Annotated in this window: 15 protein-coding genes; 5 read left to right on the top strand and 10 right to left on the bottom strand. The window is 64.8% G+C overall.

All coding sequences use genetic code 11. The features are described 5' to 3' along the window. Positions 1–5 precede the first annotated feature (5 nt). Genes AC1RLU_RS17715 through AC1RLU_RS17670 form a run of 10 tightly spaced genes read right to left on the bottom strand, consistent with a single transcriptional unit; the run spans position 6 to position 11,956 of the window. A complete protein-coding gene (locus tag AC1RLU_RS17715; RefSeq protein ID WP_061965817.1) occupies positions 6–992 on the bottom strand; it encodes an ABC transporter ATP-binding protein in 987 nt (328 codons plus the stop codon). Further along, on the bottom strand, positions 985–2,103 hold the full coding sequence (locus AC1RLU_RS17710) for an ABC transporter ATP-binding protein (RefSeq protein ID WP_492797155.1): 1,119 nt from the start codon (positions 2,101–2,103) through the stop codon (positions 985–987). Before AC1RLU_RS17710 ends, AC1RLU_RS17715 begins: the two co-directional genes overlap by 8 nt. Further along, a complete protein-coding gene (locus tag AC1RLU_RS17705) occupies positions 1,992–2,834 on the bottom strand; it encodes an ABC transporter permease (protein ID WP_061965816.1) in 843 nt (280 codons plus the stop codon). The genes AC1RLU_RS17710 and AC1RLU_RS17705 overlap by 112 nt, the downstream gene beginning before the upstream one ends. Further along, positions 2,831–3,820 (bottom strand): ABC transporter permease, encoded by a 990-nt coding sequence (locus AC1RLU_RS17700; RefSeq protein ID WP_492797656.1) that lies wholly within the window; start codon positions 3,818–3,820, stop codon positions 2,831–2,833. The genes AC1RLU_RS17705 and AC1RLU_RS17700 overlap by 4 nt, the downstream gene beginning before the upstream one ends. 49 nt (positions 3,821–3,869) lie before the next feature. Further along, the gene (locus AC1RLU_RS17695; protein ID WP_492797154.1) at positions 3,870–5,438 is read right to left on the bottom strand and encodes an ABC transporter substrate-binding protein; all 1,569 of its coding nucleotides are present in this window, start codon (positions 5,436–5,438) and stop codon (positions 3,870–3,872) included. 25 nt (positions 5,439–5,463) lie between these two features. Then, the gene (locus AC1RLU_RS17690) at positions 5,464–6,207 is read right to left on the bottom strand and encodes an SDR family NAD(P)-dependent oxidoreductase (protein ID WP_061965810.1); all 744 of its coding nucleotides are present in this window, start codon (positions 6,205–6,207) and stop codon (positions 5,464–5,466) included. After that, on the bottom strand, positions 6,204–8,192 hold the full coding sequence (locus AC1RLU_RS17685) for a hydantoinase B/oxoprolinase family protein (protein WP_492797151.1): 1,989 nt from the start codon (positions 8,190–8,192) through the stop codon (positions 6,204–6,206). Before AC1RLU_RS17685 ends, AC1RLU_RS17690 begins: the two co-directional genes overlap by 4 nt. Next, entirely contained in the window at positions 8,192–10,237 is a 2,046-nt protein-coding gene (locus AC1RLU_RS17680; protein ID WP_492797150.1) for a hydantoinase/oxoprolinase family protein, read from the bottom strand. Before AC1RLU_RS17680 ends, AC1RLU_RS17685 begins: the two co-directional genes overlap by 1 nt. A 3-nt stretch (positions 10,238–10,240) precedes the next feature. Then, positions 10,241–11,185 carry a polysaccharide deacetylase family protein gene (locus AC1RLU_RS17675; RefSeq protein WP_492797148.1) on the bottom strand — a complete coding sequence of 315 codons (945 nt, stop codon included), beginning with the start codon at positions 11,183–11,185 and terminating at the stop codon, positions 10,241–10,243. A gap of 9 nt (positions 11,186–11,194) precedes the next feature. Next, positions 11,195–11,956 (bottom strand): SDR family NAD(P)-dependent oxidoreductase, encoded by a 762-nt coding sequence (locus AC1RLU_RS17670; RefSeq protein WP_492797147.1) that lies wholly within the window; start codon positions 11,954–11,956, stop codon positions 11,195–11,197. 95 nt (positions 11,957–12,051) lie between these two features. Here AC1RLU_RS17670 and AC1RLU_RS17665 point away from each other — a divergent pair, with 95 nt between their 5' ends. The 5 genes from AC1RLU_RS17665 (at position 12,052) to acnA (ending at position 18,558) form a co-directional block, all read left to right on the top strand. Next, positions 12,052–12,870: an IclR family transcriptional regulator gene (locus AC1RLU_RS17665; protein WP_492797145.1), complete on the top strand. Its 819-nt coding sequence runs from the start codon at positions 12,052–12,054 to the stop codon at positions 12,868–12,870. A gap of 299 nt (positions 12,871–13,169) precedes the next feature. Continuing rightward, a complete protein-coding gene (locus AC1RLU_RS17660) occupies positions 13,170–14,255 on the top strand; it encodes an isocitrate/isopropylmalate dehydrogenase family protein (RefSeq protein ID WP_492797143.1) in 1,086 nt (361 codons plus the stop codon). A 23-nt stretch (positions 14,256–14,278) separates the two neighbouring features. Continuing rightward, on the top strand, positions 14,279–14,701 hold the full coding sequence (locus AC1RLU_RS17655; protein ID WP_492797141.1) for a cupin domain-containing protein: 423 nt from the start codon (positions 14,279–14,281) through the stop codon (positions 14,699–14,701). Between the two features lie 143 nt (positions 14,702–14,844). Beyond that, on the top strand, positions 14,845–15,759 hold the full coding sequence (locus tag AC1RLU_RS17650) for a GntR family transcriptional regulator (protein ID WP_492797139.1): 915 nt from the start codon (positions 14,845–14,847) through the stop codon (positions 15,757–15,759). Positions 15,760–15,927: 168 nt separating this feature from the next. Then, positions 15,928–18,558 carry an aconitate hydratase AcnA gene (gene acnA, locus AC1RLU_RS17645; protein ID WP_492797655.1) on the top strand — a complete coding sequence of 877 codons (2,631 nt, stop codon included), beginning with the start codon at positions 15,928–15,930 and terminating at the stop codon, positions 18,556–18,558. Positions 18,559–18,593 lie beyond the last annotated feature (35 nt).

Here is an 18,593-nt window from a genome sequence, read left to right as displayed (position 1 = left end):
AGGTTTCACACGCTCAACTCGCGCCAGCGCAAGCAGGCAACGCCGTGACCGGCTTCATCATCCAGCTCCGGGTCGATGTCGGCGCATTCCGATGTCGCGTATTGGCAGCGCGTACGGAAGCGACACCCACTCGGAACATTGGACGGATCAGGCGGCTCACCTTGCAGGGAAAAGTTTTCAGTGACGCGGGGCCCGCCGATCACAGGGGCAGCCGACAGCAAAGCCTGCGTGTAGGGGTGGCGTGGTGCGGCAAAAACCTCGGCGGTCCGCCCGATCTCGACGATCCTCCCGAGATACATGACGATCACACGGTCGCAGATCGACTGCACGACGGCGAGGTCATGGCTGATGAAGAGGTAGGTCAGATCGAACTCTGACTTCAGGTCGCGGAACAGCCTCAGCACGGTCGCCTGGACGGAAACGTCGAGCCCCGATGTGGGTTCGTCGAAAATGACCAGTTCCGGTCCGAGAACCAGGATCCGGGCCAAACCGACCCGTCGCTGCTGGCCGCCGCTGATCTCGTGGGGGTAAAGGTCAAGATGCTCGACGGGCAATCCCACCGCCTTCACGATCTCCCTGACCTTTTCCTCCCGCTTCTCTTTCGGCCAGTCCGTGTGGATGATCAGCGGCTCGTGGAGCGAACGACGCAGCGTCCAGCGCGGGTCGAGGGAAGCGCCGGGGTCCTGGTAGACATATTGCAGCCGCGCCCGGATTCGCGCAGCGCGCTTCTGGCCCGGCGAGGCGATCCTCTCGCCCAGCATCCGGACTTCGCCCTCGCTGGGTTCGTGAATGCCCATGAGCGTCTTGCCGAGTGTAGACTTGCCACAGCCGGATTCCCCGACAATGCCCAGGATCTCGCCCGGCTCGACCGCGAAGGAGACATTGTCCAGCGCGCGCAAGCTGCCGACCTGCCGGTTGAGGAAACCCCGGACCGGAAAGTGCCGGGCCAGGTTGTCGACTTCCAGGATCGCGGGATTATCGCGCTCAGACATGCGCACCCTCCGCCTTGGCCAACCAGGGATGATGACACGCAACCGCGTGGCCATCGGAACCTGTCGTCAGCGCCGGCCTGCTCTCGTGACAGATGTCCGTTGCGCGGGGGCAGCGGGGATTGAAGCGGCAACCGTCGGGAGCCTTGAGCGGGCTGGGGACACCGCCGGGAATTCCGACGGGATCGCGCCCAGGGGACGGGAGGCTGTCGAGCAGCATGCGGGTATACGGGTGGCGGGGATCGCCGAAGAACTGCTCGCGCGGAGCGATCTCCGCTGTCTGCCCGGCATACATCACCACGATCCGGTCGCAGATTTCCCAGGCGGCACCGAGGTCATGGGTCGTGAACAGGACGGATACGCCGCGTTCGACTGCCAGCCGGCGCAACAGCCCGAGGATCTGCGCCTGAACCGTCACATCCAAAGCCGTCGTCGGCTCGTCGGCGATGATCATCCGGGGCTGGGGGAGCAGTGCCATGGCGATCATCACGCGCTGCCGCTGGCCGCCGGAGAGCTGATGAGGATATTTCGCCAGGATCGCTTTCGGCTGCGGCAGCTGAACCGCGTCGAGCATGGCGATCGCGCTGGCCTCGTCGGCCTTCCGCGCGCGGCCAAAACTGCCCGCTCCATCCCGCGGGGCCTTGAAGCGCATCAGGTCCTGGATCTGGGTACCGATCCGGAACAGCGGATTGAAGCTCGCAAAGGGATCCTGCGGGACGAAGGTCACGACCCGGCCGCGCAGATGTTCGGCCGCCTTGCCACCCGAGAGCATATCGACACCGTCGAGCCGGATATGTCCGCTGTTGATCTCCGTCTGGCCTTCGGGAAGCGTCCCGAGAATCGCACGGGCAAGCGTTGACTTGCCGCAGCCGGATTCTCCGACCAGGCCGACAATCTCTCCCGGCTTCACGCTGATATCGATCCGGTCGAGCACCTTGGCGATGCCCTTTTCGGTTCGGAAGCCCAGGGACAGGGCCCGGATGTCGAGAAGATTGCTCATGATCAGACGCTGCGCCGCGTGCGCGGGTCGAGGATGTCGCGCAGGCCGTCGCCAAAGAGATTGAAGCCCAGCACCGTCAGGAAGATCGCGATGCCCGGAGCGAGTGCGTACCACCAGGCTTCGGGAAGGAACTCACGGCTCTCGGCAATCATCCGGCCCCATTCGGGCGTGGGCGGCGGCGCGCCAAGGCCGAGAAAGCCCAGCGTTGCCGCGGTGAGAATCGTCGCGCCCATGCCGATCGACGTCCGGACGATGATCGGCGAGGCGATGTTGGGCAGGATGTGCAGGACGATGACGCGCCAAGGCGATGCCCCGAGCGCAACCGCGGACTCCACGAAGACCTCGTTTCGCATCGACCGCGTCTCGGCATAGACCAACCGCGCCCAGAACGGCCAGTAGGTCAGCGAGAGCGCCAGGATGACGTTCTCGATCGATGGCCCGAGCGTCTGCGCGATGGCGATGGCCAGGACGATCTGGGGCACGGCCAGGAAGATTTCGGCAATCCGCATCAGCGCATCGCTGACCCAGTTCTGGTAGTAGCCGGCGATGAGGCCGATCGGCACGCCGATGACCAGTGCCGAGCCGATCGCGATCCCGGCCAGCATCAACGTGATCCTGGCGCCGAACAGCATGCGGCTGAAGATGTCGCTGCCCATACGGTCGGTGCCGAAAAGAGCGGTGGCCGAGGGCGGTTGAAGTCGGTTCCCGATGTGGAAATCGAAGACATCGTTGGGAAAGGGAGCCAGCAGCGGCGCAAACAGCGCAGCCAGCACCAGAAGGCTCAACAAGCTCAACCCGATGAAAGCGGCCTTGTCCCTGGTGAGGCGCTTGAGGAGATCCATCATGCCGCCCCCCGCGGATCGATCGCGGCCTGCAGCATGTCCACCAGCAGGTTGATGAGGACGAACAAGGCTCCCGTGCAGAGGGTAAAGCCCATCACCGCGTTATAGTCGGACTGCAGGATCGAGCGCACGGCATAGGCACCGAGACCCGGCCAGTCGAAGACGGTCTCGACCACGACCGCGCCTGCCAGGAGGATGCCGAAGATGAGGCCGAGCTGCGTGACGGTGGCGGTCAATGCCATGCGCAGCACGTATTTCCAGACGATCAGGCGGCGCGGCAGCCCCATCGCCGTCTGGTAGGCTACGGAGGGCGAGCCGATCACGCCGATGACTCCGTTTCGGGTAAAGCGGACGACCGTGGCCGCCGCGGGCAGGGCCAGGGTGAGCGTCGGCAGGACGATGTGCCGGAATGCGGAGCCGATCATCTCGCGGTCGCCCTCGATCATCGCGTCGACCAGCATGAGGCCCGTCACCGTCTCCGGCGGAAATCCCTCGATGCGACCGGAAAGCGGCAGCCACCCGAGCTTCATCGAGAACAGGAACTGGAACTGCATCGCCAGCCAGAAGGATGCCACCGCCAGGCCGGACACCGTCACGATACGAAGCACATGATCGATCCACGAGTTGCGGTGCAGGCCGCAAAGGACTCCGAGGGGGATGCCGATGAAGCCCGCGATCAGGACCGCGAAGATGGTCAGCTCCAGCGTGGCGGGCAGGCGCGATTTCAGGTCGTCGACGATGGGCTGCTGGGTGAAGAGGCTAACACCGAGATTGCCCTGCGCGATGTCGCGCAGGTAATTCACGAACTGCACCGGCAATGGCTTGTCGAACCCGAACCGCTCGCGCACCTGCTGCACCTGCTCGGGCGAGGAATTCTCCCCCGCGGCCAAAACCGCGGGGTCGACGGGAATCACGCGCGACAGCACGAACACGATCGCGAGCAGCCCCACGAGCGTCGGCACGAACCAAAGCAATCGGTTCGCCACCATTGACAGCCAGTTCATGGCGATGCCTCCGATTGGAGAAGTCGAGGACCGCTCAGCGCTTCAGGGACGCCCAGCGAATATCCTGGCCATTGCTGACCGGTGAGAAGCGGATGCCCTCGACCTTGCTCGAATAGGGTCCGTACCAGCGGGTGTTGTAGACGAAGATGCCCGCGGCATCGTCGTTCACCATCTGGGTCATCTCCTCGTAGAGCTTGCGCCGTTCATCCTGGTCTGCGGAGACGAGCGCACGATCGAGCCGTTTGTCGAATTCGGGATTGCTGTAATACGAGAAGGTGCGCGTGCCGTGATAACGCGTGCCATAGAGCTCGCCGACCCAGTTATTCGGATCGACGTAGTAGGTGCTCTTCCATAGCGGCACGATATCCGCCTGCGTGTCGGCCTTGCGCATGCGGGTGGAGACGAGCGACCAGGGCGAGACCTCGACCACGACCTCGACCCCGATCTGGCGCAGGGTGCTCTGGAAGAGCGTGGCCGCCTGCTCCGACTCGCTGAAGCCGGCAAGGGCGTTGATGGTGATCGGCCGCAGCGGCTCCGTCACCTTCTTCAGCTCCTCGCGGGCCTTGTCGAGGTTGTAGCTGTAGCCTTTGAGGCCGGGCGGCGTGCCCCAGATATTGTTCGGGTTCGGCCCAGGATTGCGCGAAACCGAATCCTTCATGATGCTCTTGATGAAGCCGTCATAGTCGAAGGCGTAGGCCAGCGCGCGGCGGAAGTTCGGGTTGTTCATCGGCGGCTTGGTGCAGTTCAGCGCCAGGATGAACACGCGCATCGATTCCTGCTCGATGATCTGCACGTTGCTCGACTGCCGGAGCCGCTGGATCTGATCGTAGGGAAGGTAGCCGTCGGCGCCCTGGAAATCGCCGCGGATCAGGCCGAGCACGCGCGTGTTCGTCTCGAGAACCGTGCGGAATTCCAGATCGTCGAAAGGCTGACCGGTCCAGCCCGCGAAATGATCGGCGAAGCGGCGTGCGGTGAAGCCTACGGCCGGATCGTGCCGGCGCAGGGCATAGGATCCGGAACCGGCCTCATTCCTGGCGAGCCAAGCCTCGCCCCAGTCGCCATCCTTCTCATTGGCCTTCACCAGCGCACTGTTGACCACGAGGATGTCGGGCACGGTCGTGAGAAAGATCGCCGATGGGGCATTCAGGTTGAAGACGACCGCGTGCGGGTCGGGCGCCTGTGTCGATCCGGGCTTGATGCTGGCGAGGTAGAGGCTGGCCGGGCCCTTCTTGAGGGCGAGGATGCGCTCGATCGAATAGACGACGTCGGCAGATGTCAGCGGCTTGCCGTCGTGGAACTTGGCATTCTGCCGCAGCTTGAACGTGTAGACCTTGCCGTCATCCGAGACGGTATGGCTTTCCGCGAGCCATGGGATCATCTTGGGAGGATTGTCGACCCAGCGATAGAGCCCGTCATAGAGATTGAAGCGCGAGGCGGCGCGGGCCGTGTCGAAAATGGTGTGCGGGTCGAGATTGTCGTACGGGCTGTTGTTCGCGTAGACGAACTTGCCGCCGGCCTGTGCCAGAACTCCCTCGATCGAGAGCGATGCCAGGGCGACCGATCCCGCAACCGCTTTAAGTGCGTCTCTCCGTGTCGTCGTCATGCCGTCCCTCCATTGTTATCGTGTTTCAAGGACTGCCGGTCACCGAAACGACCTGGCCTGTGATGAAGTCCGCATAGTCGGAAGCAAGGAACATCACCGTGTAGGCAATGTCCTGCGGTGTCCCCGGACGGCGGCGTGCCGTGTTGGCGATCATGTTTTCCTGCCGCTCGGCCGAGTATGATTGCCATTGCCGCTCATAGTCCGGGCTCGTGCGCTGGAACCCCGGGGCAACCGCGTTGACCGTGATCCCGAATGGCCCGAGCTCCTGCCCGAGCTGGCGCGCCAGCCCGATCTCGCCCGCCTTGGCGGAAGCGTAAGCTTGGATGCCCGTCAGCGAGGTGCGCAAGCCCGCACCGCTGGCGATCAGCACGATCCGTCCCTTGCCGCGGGCCTTCATGCCGGCGCAAACCGCCTGGGACGCCAAAAAGGCGCCGGTCAGATTGACGTCGAGCACGGCGCGCCAGTCCGCCTCTTCGACGTCCTCGAGCGGCTTCGCGCTTTGCCCGAGAACCCCGCCGGCCACATAGACAAGGACATCAGGCGCTCGCCCGCTGATCCTTTCGGCCTCCGCAACCCAACCGTTGACCGCCGCCTTGTCGAGCAGGTCGAGCTGCGTCGGGTGCGCTGGCAGGCCAGCCATCTCTTCCTTGAGCCGGTCGGCCGCGAAAACCTGGGCGCCCCTCGCTGCGAATTCCTCGACGATGCCGCGGCCGATCCCGCGAGCAGCTCCAGCCACGAGCACCGTCTGATTGGCGAACTCGATATTCACGCCGCATCCTCCAGCTGACGAGGCAGGATCTGCGGGTACTGCGCCAGAACATTGACGAAGGCCCGTTCCAAAGCCGCGACCGGATCCCTGTCAGCGGCGCCATCCGCATTCACCGCCGCAAAGAGCTCGTGTTTGACGAAGAAGCGCCACTCGACCGGAAGGGCGAACAACTGCTGCGACAGCCGGTCCCAAACCGCATCCGACCAGATGCGCTCGAAGCTCAGCCTCTCGGGGTCGAAGGTCATGCCTTTGATACGTTCCCGCGGAGCCGACCGCAGGGCCTTGGTGGCGGCCTCGTCGACGACACCGTCCTTGACCACCACGCCATAAGCCCTGGCGCCGCCCTCGGTGACCTTGCCCCCGAGGACATCCTGCAGGACTTCCTGAAGCGGGCGCTCGAACGGATCGCCCCAGCCGCCTGCTCCCGCGGCCGAAATGGTCAGCACGTCGCCCGGACCGCAACGAACCACGTCGGTATTCCCCAGGTCTTCCGGCTTCGTGTTGCCGTTGGCGCGCTGGAAGCTGCAGGTCGAGCCCGGCAGTCCGCCTTCGAGCCCCCAGCAGGAGAAGCGCACACGGTCGCGGTTCCGGGCGGTCACGACCGAGTTCGGCGTGAACATCTGGAAGGTCATCTGAGCCGCAAGGCCGCCGCGATAGCGACCAGGACCGCCGGAATCCGGCACGAGCTCATAGCTCCTGACGCGGATAGGCACCTCGGCCTCGGTGATCTCGACGGGCGTGTTCTTCAGGAAGGAGTTCGAACCGTCCTGGCCATCCTCGAACGAACTCCCGCCACCGCCGCCGGTGATGGGATTGATCGAGGCCATGGCCAGGCGCCCCGTACGACTGTCCGTGGTGCGCACGTTCAGGATGCCGCCGCCGCCCGCGGGACCGGCAGGCAGGCGATCGGGCATCGCACGCGAGAAGGCACCGATGACCATGCCTTGAATGCGTGCGCAGGTCAGGCTGCGCATGCCCGTGGCAGCCGGGTAGACCGGATTGACAACGGACCCTTCCGGCAGAATGCACTGAACCGGTCGCAGAAGCCCCATGTTGAGGGCGACCGTTCGATCGAGCGAGTAGACGACGTAATTGTAGCCGACGAGCGGCAGGATATGGCGCGGCAGACCGCCGGTCGGCATGTTCAGCGCCGATTGGAGCTGCGGGTCGCTGCCCGTGAAGTCGAAGACCGCTTCGTCGCCGCGCACCTTGACGGACAGCTTCAGGCGGCAGGGGATGCCGCCGGGGCTGTCCTCGTCGATATAGTCGGTGAAATCGTAATCCCCGTCCTGCATCGACGCGAAGAGTTGACGCGCCTGTTTCTCCGCCAGGTCGAGCACGCCGTAGGTCGCGGCGCAGACGGTATCGACGCCGAAGCGTGCGACGGCCTCGCGGATCTTGCGTTCACCGGTCTTGAGCGAGGCGATCTGGGCTTTCAGGTCGCCCCAGTTCTGATCCGGCATGCGGACGTTGCGCAGCATGATGCGCAACACGCTTTCATCCATCACCCCGGCTTCAACCAGCTTCATGGGTGGAATCCGGATTCCTTCCTGCTGCACCTCCGTGAGCGCGCGGGACAGCGAGGCCGGCACGGCGCCGCCCATATCGGTGTTGTGGATATGGCCGACCGCGAAGCAGATCAGCCTGTCCTCATGGAAGACGGGCATCCACAGGTGGATGTCGGGGGCGTGAGTGCAGACGTAGCCGGAATACGGGTCGTTGGTGATGCAGATGTCGCCAGGCTTGTAATCCGCGACGGCGTCGATCGCGCCCTTGTAGTCGAGCCCGATGAACCAGGTCGCGCCGAGGTCCTTCGGGCTGGCGAAGGTTTGCCCGCACGGCGTCGTCAACCCGCTGGTGAAATCCTCCGTCTCCTTGACGAAAGCGGAATGGGCCGTGCGCAGAAGCGTGAACGCCATGCTCTCGGCCGCAGCCTCGAAATGGCTCTTCAGGATCTGCAGCGTTACCGGATCCAGCGCCGCCATCAGATCGCACTCCGCTTCAAGATCAGATTGCCGAAGCCATCGACATGGCCCTCGAAACCGGGCGGAGCCCAGGTCGTCGTATCGTCCTGCAAGATCACGGCCGGACCGGCGAAGGACGAGCCTGGGGACAGGTCGTTGCGATCGAAGAGTCCGGCCTCGACGATGGAGCCCTGATGGGCGATCGGGATCAACTTCCTGGGCTGGACCTGCTGCTGCGTCACGCGCTGTTCCGCGAAATGAGGCTTGGGCGTGACGCCAGCAATGACGACGCGGATTGCAACGATCTGCACATCCGCCGCGTCGTCCGAGTGGTCGTAGATTTCGGCGTGGCGCTTGTGGAAGGCAGCGGCGATGGCGCCGTGATCGCCATCGACGACCCAGGACTGTTCCAGGGGCGTCTCGATCTCGTAGGACTGGCCGCGGTAGCGCATGTCTGCCGTGATCGACAGCGCGGCCTCGCCCGCATAGCCCTGGCCTTCGATCAGCCAGGCGCGCGCTTCCTTGGTGAGATCGTCCATCGCCCGACGCAAGCCGTCGGCTGAGTTCGGGCCGACATCGAGGAAGACCACGCGCACGAAGTCCGATCGCAGATCGGCCAGAAGGCCTCCCAGCGCGGCCAGAACACCGGGAGTCTGGGGGATGATGACCGACTGCATCCCCATGGCATCGGCCAGCAGGCAGCCGAGCATCGGACCAGCACCGCCGAAGGCCAGCAGCGCGTAACCGCTCGGCTCTTCGCCAACCTGGGAGAACAGCCGGCTCGTTTCGCGATACATGTTGGCGACCGCCAGCTGGATGATGGCTTCGGCGGCGAGCTCCGCCGAGCGGTCGAGGCCCCTGGCGATCGGCTCAAGTGCAGCAAGTGCCTGGGAGCGGTCGACATTGACGGCTCCGTATCCGAGCCCGCCGGCCCCCAGAACGCCGATCGTCGCGAAGGCATCGGTGATCGTCGCTCGTTCGCCGCCTCGGCCGTAACAGGCCGGCCCCGGCGTCGAGCCGGCGCTTTCGGGCCCGACGCGCAGGACGCCCAACGCGTCCACCGACGCAATCGAGCCCCCGCCGGCGCCGATCGAGGACACCGAGACCGTCGGAAGATAGATCGGATACGCCCCGACGAGCTCGCCGGAGCGGAAGTCGGGCATACCGTCCTTCAGGAGGGCGACGTCGGCGCTCGTGCCGCCGATGTCGAGGCTCATGACCCTCGAGAAGCCGGCCAGCTTGGCCGTGAAGCCTGCACCGATCACGCCGGCAGCCGTGCCGGATAGCAGCATCTCGATGCTGCGCACCTTGCCGGCCGCTGCGGTCATGACGCCGCCATTCGACTTGGTGATCATCGGAGCCGGAACGACGCCCCGCTCGATCAGGGCATCCTCGAGGCGGCCGATATAATGGGACACCCGCGGCTGTACCGAGCCGTGGATACAGGCTGTGATGGTCCGCTCGTACTCCCTGACGATCGGCCAGACGTCTGCGGAGCAGAAAACCGGCAGGTCGGGGCGCAGGCGATTGATCTCCGCTTTGACCAATCGCTCGTGAGCCGGGTTCTTGTAGCTGTGAAGCAAGGCGATGACGATCGCTTCGGCGCCCCTTGCTTCTGCCTGCTCGAGCGCCGCGGCGATCGCTGCCGGATCCGGAACGGTTTCCGCCACGCCATCGGCGTTGATGCGTTCCAGCAAGGGAACCACCCGGTCTCGCGGAACGAGCGGAACCGGCCGGCGCGAGAACAGGTCGTAGGGATCGGGTATCTTGAGGCGAGCCAATTCGAGCACGTCACGGAAACCCGCGGTGACGATGAGCCCGAGCTTGGCGCCCTTGCCCTGGATGATGCTGTTCACGCCGACAGTCGAGCCGTGGGTGAAGTAGCTGACCTGCGAAGGCGCGATGCCGAAGCGCTTCTCGATCTCGTCCAGCCCCTGAAGCACCTCGGCTCCAGGAGCATCGGGACGAGACAGAACCTTGAGCGTCCGCAGATTCAGCGTCGCCTCGTCCAGCACGCTGAAATCGGTGAAGGTGCCGCCGATATCGACGCCGATGCGATAGCCCATCGCTCAGCTCCGGCTGCTGTCGACTGACGGGGCCGGCGCGCCAAGGCCCGCTTCGGAGGCACAATACCGGCAGATCTCCTCATGCGTGGCGAACCAGACGGAGCCCTTCGCTTTCGCCGCCCTGATCACCTCGTCCAGAATGAAGATCCGCGAGCGGTGCCCGGTGATGTGCGGATGCATCGTCAGCTGGAAGAGACCACCTTCCTCTGCAGCCACGTCCAGCTCGCGCAGGAAGATATCGAGCACCATCGGAGGGCCGCTGTGAGGCCTCAGCCCCTTGAAGCGATCCATGCCGAAATAGACGGCATCGTCGCGGATCCACTCGACAGGCAGCTCGACGATCCCGGTCGGCTGCCCCTCGTCGAGGAGCTCGTAGGGCTCGTCGTCCGCCATCAGGGAGGAATCGTAAAGCAACCCCATTTCGCGCACGATCTTCAACGTCCACGGGCTGAAATCCCATGATGCGGTGCGCATCCCTTTCGGCTCGCGCCCGGTCAGCTTCGTCAGGGTGTCGCGGGCACGAAGCGCCAGATCGCGCTCGGTGTCGTAGTCGAGAACCGAGTTCAGCTCGTGGATCCAGCTATGGATCGCGACCTCGTGCCCGGCATCCGCAACCGAACGGGCCTCCCGGTCATGCAGAAGCGCCGCAACGGCCGGCATGAAGAAGCTGGCTGGGACGGAATGCCGGGCGAGCGTCGCCAGGATGCGCGGAATGCCCGATCGATTGCCGTATTGCCCCTGGCTGAGCTTCGAGTAGGAGCGCCCGCCCTCCCGGAGCTCGTTCGTCTCGTGATCGGAGTCGAAGGACAGGGCGACTGCGAAGCGGGCGCCATCCTTCCAGACTCCAGGCTTGAGCGAACGCCCCGCCCGGACATGACTGACGACCTGTCGCCAGGTCTCCTCGCTCCATGTCCAGGGCTTGGTGTCAGGGGGGAGCGTGACGTTCATGGGGATCACTCAGCGATTGAACTGGAACCCGTCCACCACGATGTCTTGGCCCGTGATGAAGCAGGGGGTCGAAGTTGCGAGGAACGTGACGAGCTCAGCCACATCGTCGGGCTTGCCCATTCGCTTCAGAGCGATGCCGGCATCGGCGATCGCGGGGCCGCGAGCCCGGGTCAGCGTGTTGCCGACTTCCGTCTCGATGATGCCCGGGCACACGGCATTGATCAGGATCTCGGGGCCGAGTTCCTTGGCGAGAGCCCGGGTCATCCCGATGATCCCCGCCTTTGCGGCAGCGTAGGCGAACCGGCTGACGGCAGCCGTCACGCCACCCGAATGCGCGTTCAGCGACGACATCGAGACGATGCGACCATGACCCTGACGCTGCATGATGGGCGCGACAGCCTGGATGTAATTGAAGCAGCTCTTCAGATTGAGAGCGATCGTGTGATCGAACTCGGCTTCGGTGATCTCGAAGATGCCCTTCGGCATCCCCTTCCCGGCATTGTTCACAAGGACGTCGACGCGCCCCCATTGGCCGACGACTTCCGTGACAATACGGCTCGCCTCTTCTTTGAAGATGACGTCCGACTGGAAAGTCAATGCGCGGCGACCAAGCGCTTTTATCTCTTCAGCAGTGCGAGATAGCTCGTCAGGCAGCAGGTCAACGAGCGCAATATCCAGCCCAGATTTTGCAAGAGACAGAGCGCAGGCGCGTCCGATACCTCGCGCGCCACCCGTGACAATCGCCACGGACGCAGCGTTGCTTGAAATCATGGCATGCCCTCTTTCAAGAGTGTTGATTTCCTCTTGATTAAGAGTGAGCCTATCGCCGGCAAATTGGTTCGCCAAGAGAGATTCGGTTCACGTCCATGAACACTGAGGTCAAATCCGCAGCCCGTGTGCTGGACCTGCTGGAGTATCTCGCCGGCTGCTCGGAGCCCGTGAAGCTCAAGGAGATCGTCGCCGCGCTAGGATTTCCGAAGAGCAGCGCTCATGCGCTGGCGCAGACCCTGGTCTCACGCGGGTATGCAATTCAGGACGCAACCGAGCGCTACGTGCTCGTCCATGCGAGTCGGCATCAATCGGCATCGCGGGCCCTCGAAGCCCGCCTGCTGTCGGCGGCCCATCCGATCATGGAGCAGCTTCGCGACGAAACAGGCGAGACCGTCATGCTGGCGGTTTTGACCGTGCGGGGAGACTGTCGACGAATCGCCAAATGCGTGAGCCGGCAAGCTGTGCGCTACGATATCGAACTGGATGGCCTGTCCGATTCCTATTGCTCGGCAACCGGCCGCGTCCTGCTTGCACATTGGGACCCGGTTCTCACTGACGGGTACTTTGCGAGAGCGCATCTCGTACCCAGGACACCCAAGACGGTCACCGACCCCGGCACGATACGGGGAATGTTCGAGACGATCCGCGCGGAAGGCATTGCCGTCAGCGACGAGGAACACGTCACCGGCTCCACGGGACTTGCCGCGCCGATCTGGGGGAGAGAGGGCAAGGTGATAGCCGCTCTCAACCTTGGTGTCGTGACGCTGCGATACCATGCCCGCGCGAACGAGCTTGCAGAGCTTCTCAGGAATGGCGCGCGTCGCATAAGCGAACGGCTCGGCCACAAAAGCAGCCCGAATCCGGCCACCCTAACGACAGCGCCGAAGACGCCGCGAGCCTTGAGCGACGGTTAGGCTGGGCTGCCAGCGTAGAAACGAGCGGTCCTTCATCCTTGGCTGCCGGAGATGGCGTCCGGCGCAGCCGTCCGCACGTTCCTTGGCCGGGACGTGTTCTCTGCACGCGCATGCGAGCATCTCGCGCCAGCCCGGGCGCGTAAAAAGAAATGCATATTTGCGGTCAGAAAAACAATTTGTTAGTTGAGGCGAAGCCGTGCCGCTGCAGCGCCGGGCGGCAGGCGAAAAGATCCGAAGCCGTCGGCGCCTGGCGCGGTGACGGATTCCGTTCACGCATTTCGAAGGCAAGAAGGCTTCCGATGAAGATCATCATACTGCCCGGAGACGGCATCGGGCCGGAGATCACCGAGGCCACGCTGCGGGTTCTGGAGGCGGCCGACCGGGCTTTGTCGCTGGGGCTGGAATTCGAGCCGCACGAAATCGGTCTCGCCAGCCTGAAGGCACAGGGCACCACCCTGCCCGACGCAGTGATGCAGCGCATCCCGCAGGTCGACGGCGTGATCCTGGGGCCGGTTTCCCATTACGAGTACCCCTCGCGGGACCAGGGCGGAATCAACCCTTCGGGCGAGCTTCGCGTCAAATTCCAGCTCTATTCGAATGTTCGACCCTGCCGGTCGCGTCCGGAGATGAGCATCCTGCGCAGGCCTATGGATCTCGTCATCATCCGCGAGGCGACGGAAGGCTTCTACTCGGACCGCAACATGTTCGCGGGCTCGGGGGAATTCATGCCCGATCCGGACATGGCGCTCTCGGTCCGCAAGATCACCGCCAGGGCCTGCGAGCGCGTCGCCCGCACTGCGTTCGAGCTGGCGAGCCTCCGCAGAAAGAAGGTCACCGCCGTTCACAAGGCGAATGTGCTCAAGCTTTCGGACGGCCTGTTCCTGCGGGAAGTCCGCAAGGTCGCAGCCGAATATCCCGACATCGAGCTCGAAGAGCTGATCGTCGATGCGACGGCCGCGCTCCTCATCCGGACACCCGATCGTTTCGACGTCATGGTCACCACCAACATGTTCGGAGACATTCTCTCCGACGAGGCATCCGAACTGTCGGGCAGCCTCGGCCTCGGTGGTTCGATCAATGCCGGCGACACGATCTGCGTCGCCCAGGCCCAGCATGGTTCGGCCCCTGACATCGCCGGCCAGGATATCGCCAACCCGACATCGCTCATCCTGTCGGCCGCAATGCTGCTGCAGTGGCGCGGTCAGCGCAACGGAAACCGGAAGCTTCTGGACGCCGCTCGCCTGATCGAGGCGGCGGTCGAACACACCCTCGACAATCCGGCAACGCGTACGCGGGACATTGGCGGGGCGCTTGGCACAAAGGCCTTCGCCGGCGCCGTGATCGCGGCGATCTCATCCATGGCCGCCCGCGTCTCGGCCCTCTGAGTTCAAACGCGAAAGGAAGAGGCATGCCGACACGAGCCAAGCCGGCCGTTCTGCGGCCGTCCGAGATCCCGGCCCGTCAGCGCGGCGGCGGTGCCAGGACCATTCCCCTGGTCACGCGGCGGACCGGATCCACCAGCTTCATCAACGGCATCACGATCTTCGAGCCGGGTGCCGCGATCCCGATGCACAGGCACAATTGCGAGGAAAGCGTCATGCTCCTCGAAGGCACGGCAATCGCGGAGATCGACGGTGTCGAATATCCGATCCAGGCCGGCGACATCACCTTCATCCCGGCGAATCTTCCGCATCGCTTCCGCAACGTCTCCGACAGCGAAGGCATGAAGATTCTCTGGATCTACGCGTCGATCGATGCGACCCGCACGCTGATCGAAACGGGAGATACCCGCTCCATCGACGAAGAGCACAAGGCCCCGGTCGCGAACTGAGGATGCCGCTCCCGCTCGCGGTTCAGCCAAGCCCGATATTGGCCATTTCATGATATAAAGCCAAATATACGCCGGAGCGACCCGCGCGATTTGCCATCGCCGCCATGACCTGCGATCACTCGCGCGTTTCAATGGCGCCGGACATGCCCCATAGCCCTCTCGCTCTTCGCATCGCCAACGACATCATCGCGCGCATCGGCATGGGCGAATTCGGCACGGGCTCGCATCTGGCGACGGAGGTGCTGGCGAAGCGCTTCGAGGTCTCGCGTTCGCCGGTGCGCGAGGCGCTGGCCATCCTCTGCGACCGGGGCGTCATCGAAAACCGCCGGAACCGCGGCTTCTTCGTGCTGCCGGCCGCGGGGCGAACAGCCGGAGAGACGGGGCTGGAGCCTGTCGGCCCTTGCGAAAGCGATCCCTATTACGAACTGGCGGAAGACTGGCTCAAGGACCGGATCGGCGCCGATCAGACCGAGCAGGCCATCCGGGATCGCTACAGCCTGACGCGCGCGCAGGCGCAGGACCTCCTGTCTCGCGCCTCTCGCGAAGGCTGGGCCGAGCCGAAGCCCGGCTATGGCTGGAAATTGCGCCAGGTCGCCAAGACGGCCGAGGCTTTCGAAGAAATCTACCGTTTTCGCGCAGTCATCGAGCCTGCCGCCCTGCTCGAGCCGAGCTTCCGGTTCGACCGTACGGTCGCCGCATCCCTGCGCCGGACGCAGGAGCGGCTGGCCTCGGGCGACCTCGACGAGCTGGCGCCTGCGGCGATGACGGCGGCCGGCGCCGCGTTCCACGAGGGCATCATCAGGATGTCCGGCAATCCGATGTTCTTCTACGCGCTGGAGCGTGCCAACCAGTTGCGGCGGCTGGCGGAATACCGGCTCAAGGTGAACCCGCAGCGCATTGCCGTGCAGAGCCGCGAGCATCTGGAGATGCTCGACCTCCTCGCGAGGGGCGACAATCTGGAGGCGGCCCATCTGATGCGCCGGCATCTCAGCGGGGCGCTCGCCTCCAAATCGCCGGTCGTGCATCCGCACTCCAGCGACCCAGGGCGCACGGCCTAGCTCCACAGACAAGTCCAACGGCACTCCAGGGAAAATCCGTCACGCCAACATTGGTTTTATAGATTGATAAAGCCAATTAATGTCATTAGGCTCCCGCCATGGCGTTCCGGTCTTCCTTCGACCCGGCATTTCAATAAGGCGGGCTCAGGCCCGAACGCGATCGTGACGTTGAACGACAAGGCCCGGTGGACGGATTTCGAAGCGGCGGGCGAACGGTTCTACCGCCTCGATGTCGCGTCGTTGCTGGGTGCGGATTTCCGGCGCCTGCCGCATGTCCTGCGGATTCTGTTCGAGAATGCGATGCGCTCGGCCCCCGCGGAAGAGACGGCGCATCTGCCTCAGGCCTTTCGTGACTGGCTCGCTCAGGGTTCAAGTCTCGTCGAGATTCCATTCCTGCCGAACCGGATCATGATGCATGACACGACCTGCGGCCCGGCGCTGGTCGATATTGCGGCGATGCGCGATGTGCTCGCCGAGAACGGTCGCGATCCCGACCTGCTGATGCCGCGGATCCCCGTCGACGTCTCGACGGACCATTCCTCCGGCGTCGATGTCTTCGCCCGGCCCGATGCCTTCCAGCGCAACCTGGAAAAGGAATTCGCGCGCAACGCAGAGCGCTATCGCCTGATGAAATGGGCGGCGGCGGCCATGCCGGGCGTCCGGGTGCACCCGCCGGGATCGGGTATCATGCACACGATCAATCTGGAGCGGCTTTCCAGAGTGGTCATCAGCGAGACGCATCGGGGCGAGCGCCGGGCCTTCCCGGATGCCCTGCTCGGGACCGACAGTCATACGCCGACCGTCAATGGGCTCGGCGTGCTCGGCTGGGGCGTCGGCGGGCTGGAGGCGGAAGGCGCCTTGTTCGGCGTGCCTGTCGTGCTGCGGATTCCCGACGTCATCGGCGTGAAGCTCACGGGCCGCTTGCGCGACGGCGTGCTCGCGACCGACCTTGCGCTGGAAGTGACCCGTGCGCTGCGCGCCATCGGCGTCACCGGCGATTTCGTCGAGTTCTTCGGGCCGGGCGTGCGGAGCTTGTCGGTCGGCGAACGCGCCGCGATCGCCAATATGGCGCCGGAATACGGGGCATCGACCGGGTATTTCCCGATTGATGACAAAGCGCTGGCCTATCTCGCACGGATCGGCCGGCCGCCTGAAGACTGCGCGCTGGTCGAGGCCTATGCCAGGGCGAGCGGGCTCTGGTTCGATGCCGGGGCCGAACCGCGTTTCACGCGGACCATCGCCATCGATCTCGACGCGATCGAAGCCAGCGTCGCCGGGCCGCGGCGTCCGCAGGATCGGCTCGCCGCTGGCTCGACCCGTTCAGCCTTCACCCCGGCTCTGCGTCCCGCGCGTGAAGGCGCTTTGCCCGATGGGGCGGTCGTGATCGCCGCGATCACGAGCTGCACCAACACATCCGATGCGAGCATGCTCGCGGCTGCGGGCATTCTCGCCGGCAAGGCTCGCGCGCGCGGGTTGTTGCCGCCGGCCCATGTCAAGACCTCTCTGGCGCCGGGATCGCCCACGGCGGAACGGTTCCTGCGTCGCGCCGGCCTGCTCGACGATCTCGAAGGGCTCGGCTTCGGCATCGTCGGCTATGGCTGCACGACCTGCATCGGCAATTCCGGAGCCTTGCTCGATGTCGTCAGGAACGAGCTGGGCCGCGAGGGCTTCCGACCGGTCGCGGTCCTGTCCGGCAACCGTAATTTCCCCGGCCGTGTCCATCCCGATCTCGAGAACGGCTTTCTGGCCTCGCCCCCGCTGGTCATCGCCTTCGCGCTCGCCGGCACCGTCAACATCGACATCGCGCGGGAGCCGCTCGGCTTCGACCGGGCCGGCAAGCCCGTGATGCTCGGCGAGATCTGGCCGACCGGCGCCGAGATCGACGAGGCCGTCGCTTGCGGCTGGGACGTGGCCGATTTCGACGCGGCCTATCAGGAGGCCGCGACCCGGCCGCTCTGGATCGATCTCGATGCGCCGAGTGGACCGCAATTCCCGTGGGACCCCGCCTCGACCTATCTGCGCAAGCCGCCCTTCGTCCGCCCGCAAGGGTTGCCGGCGCCGGAAGGGCATGCCCGGCCGCTGATCGTGCTGGGCGACGACGTTACCACCGACCATATTTCGCCGGCAAACCAGATCCGCCCGGACAGCCCCGCCGGGCAGCACATCATCGCCGGCGGTGGCGATCCCGCCGATCTCAACGTCTTCGCCTCGCGGCGCGGCAATTTCGAAGTGATGGTCCGGGGCGCATTCACCAACCGGATGGCGGTCAACCGCCTGCTGCCGGCGGATGCACCGGCCGGCTTCACGCGGCACGAGCCGTCCGGGGAGATCGTGCCGCTGACCGAAGCGGCCGAACGTTATGCAGGCGAGAGCACCCCGCTCGTACTCGTGGCGGGCGAGCGCTACGGCATGGGCTCCTCGCGGGACTGGGCTGCGAAGGCCGTGGCGCTGCTCGGCGTTCGCGCCGTGATCGCTGCGAGCATCGAGCGCATCCACCGCACCAACCTGATCGGGATGGGCATCCTGCCACTCTTGCTGCCCGAAGGCGTCTTTCCGGGCACCCTCGCCATCGGCTCGGCCGATCTTTTTGCGGTCGATCTTCGCCCGGATCATCTGATGCCGCGATGCACGGTTCCGCTGACGCTCATTCGCCCCTCCGGCGAAACCGTCGCAATCGCCCTGCGGGCCGCGATCGAGACCTCGCTCGAAATCACCCTCCTGAAATCGGGCGGGCTGATCCCGCATGTTCTCGGCGGCCTTCTGGAGGATGCCCGGCTGGCGCCAACCAATATCCGGTGATCCTTCCTGGAGCCCGCGATGCGCGGGAACGCGGT

Source organism: Allobosea sp. GW822-FHT05A11 (assembly GCF_058800455.1).
This window is presented reverse-complemented; position numbering and strand designations above follow the sequence as displayed.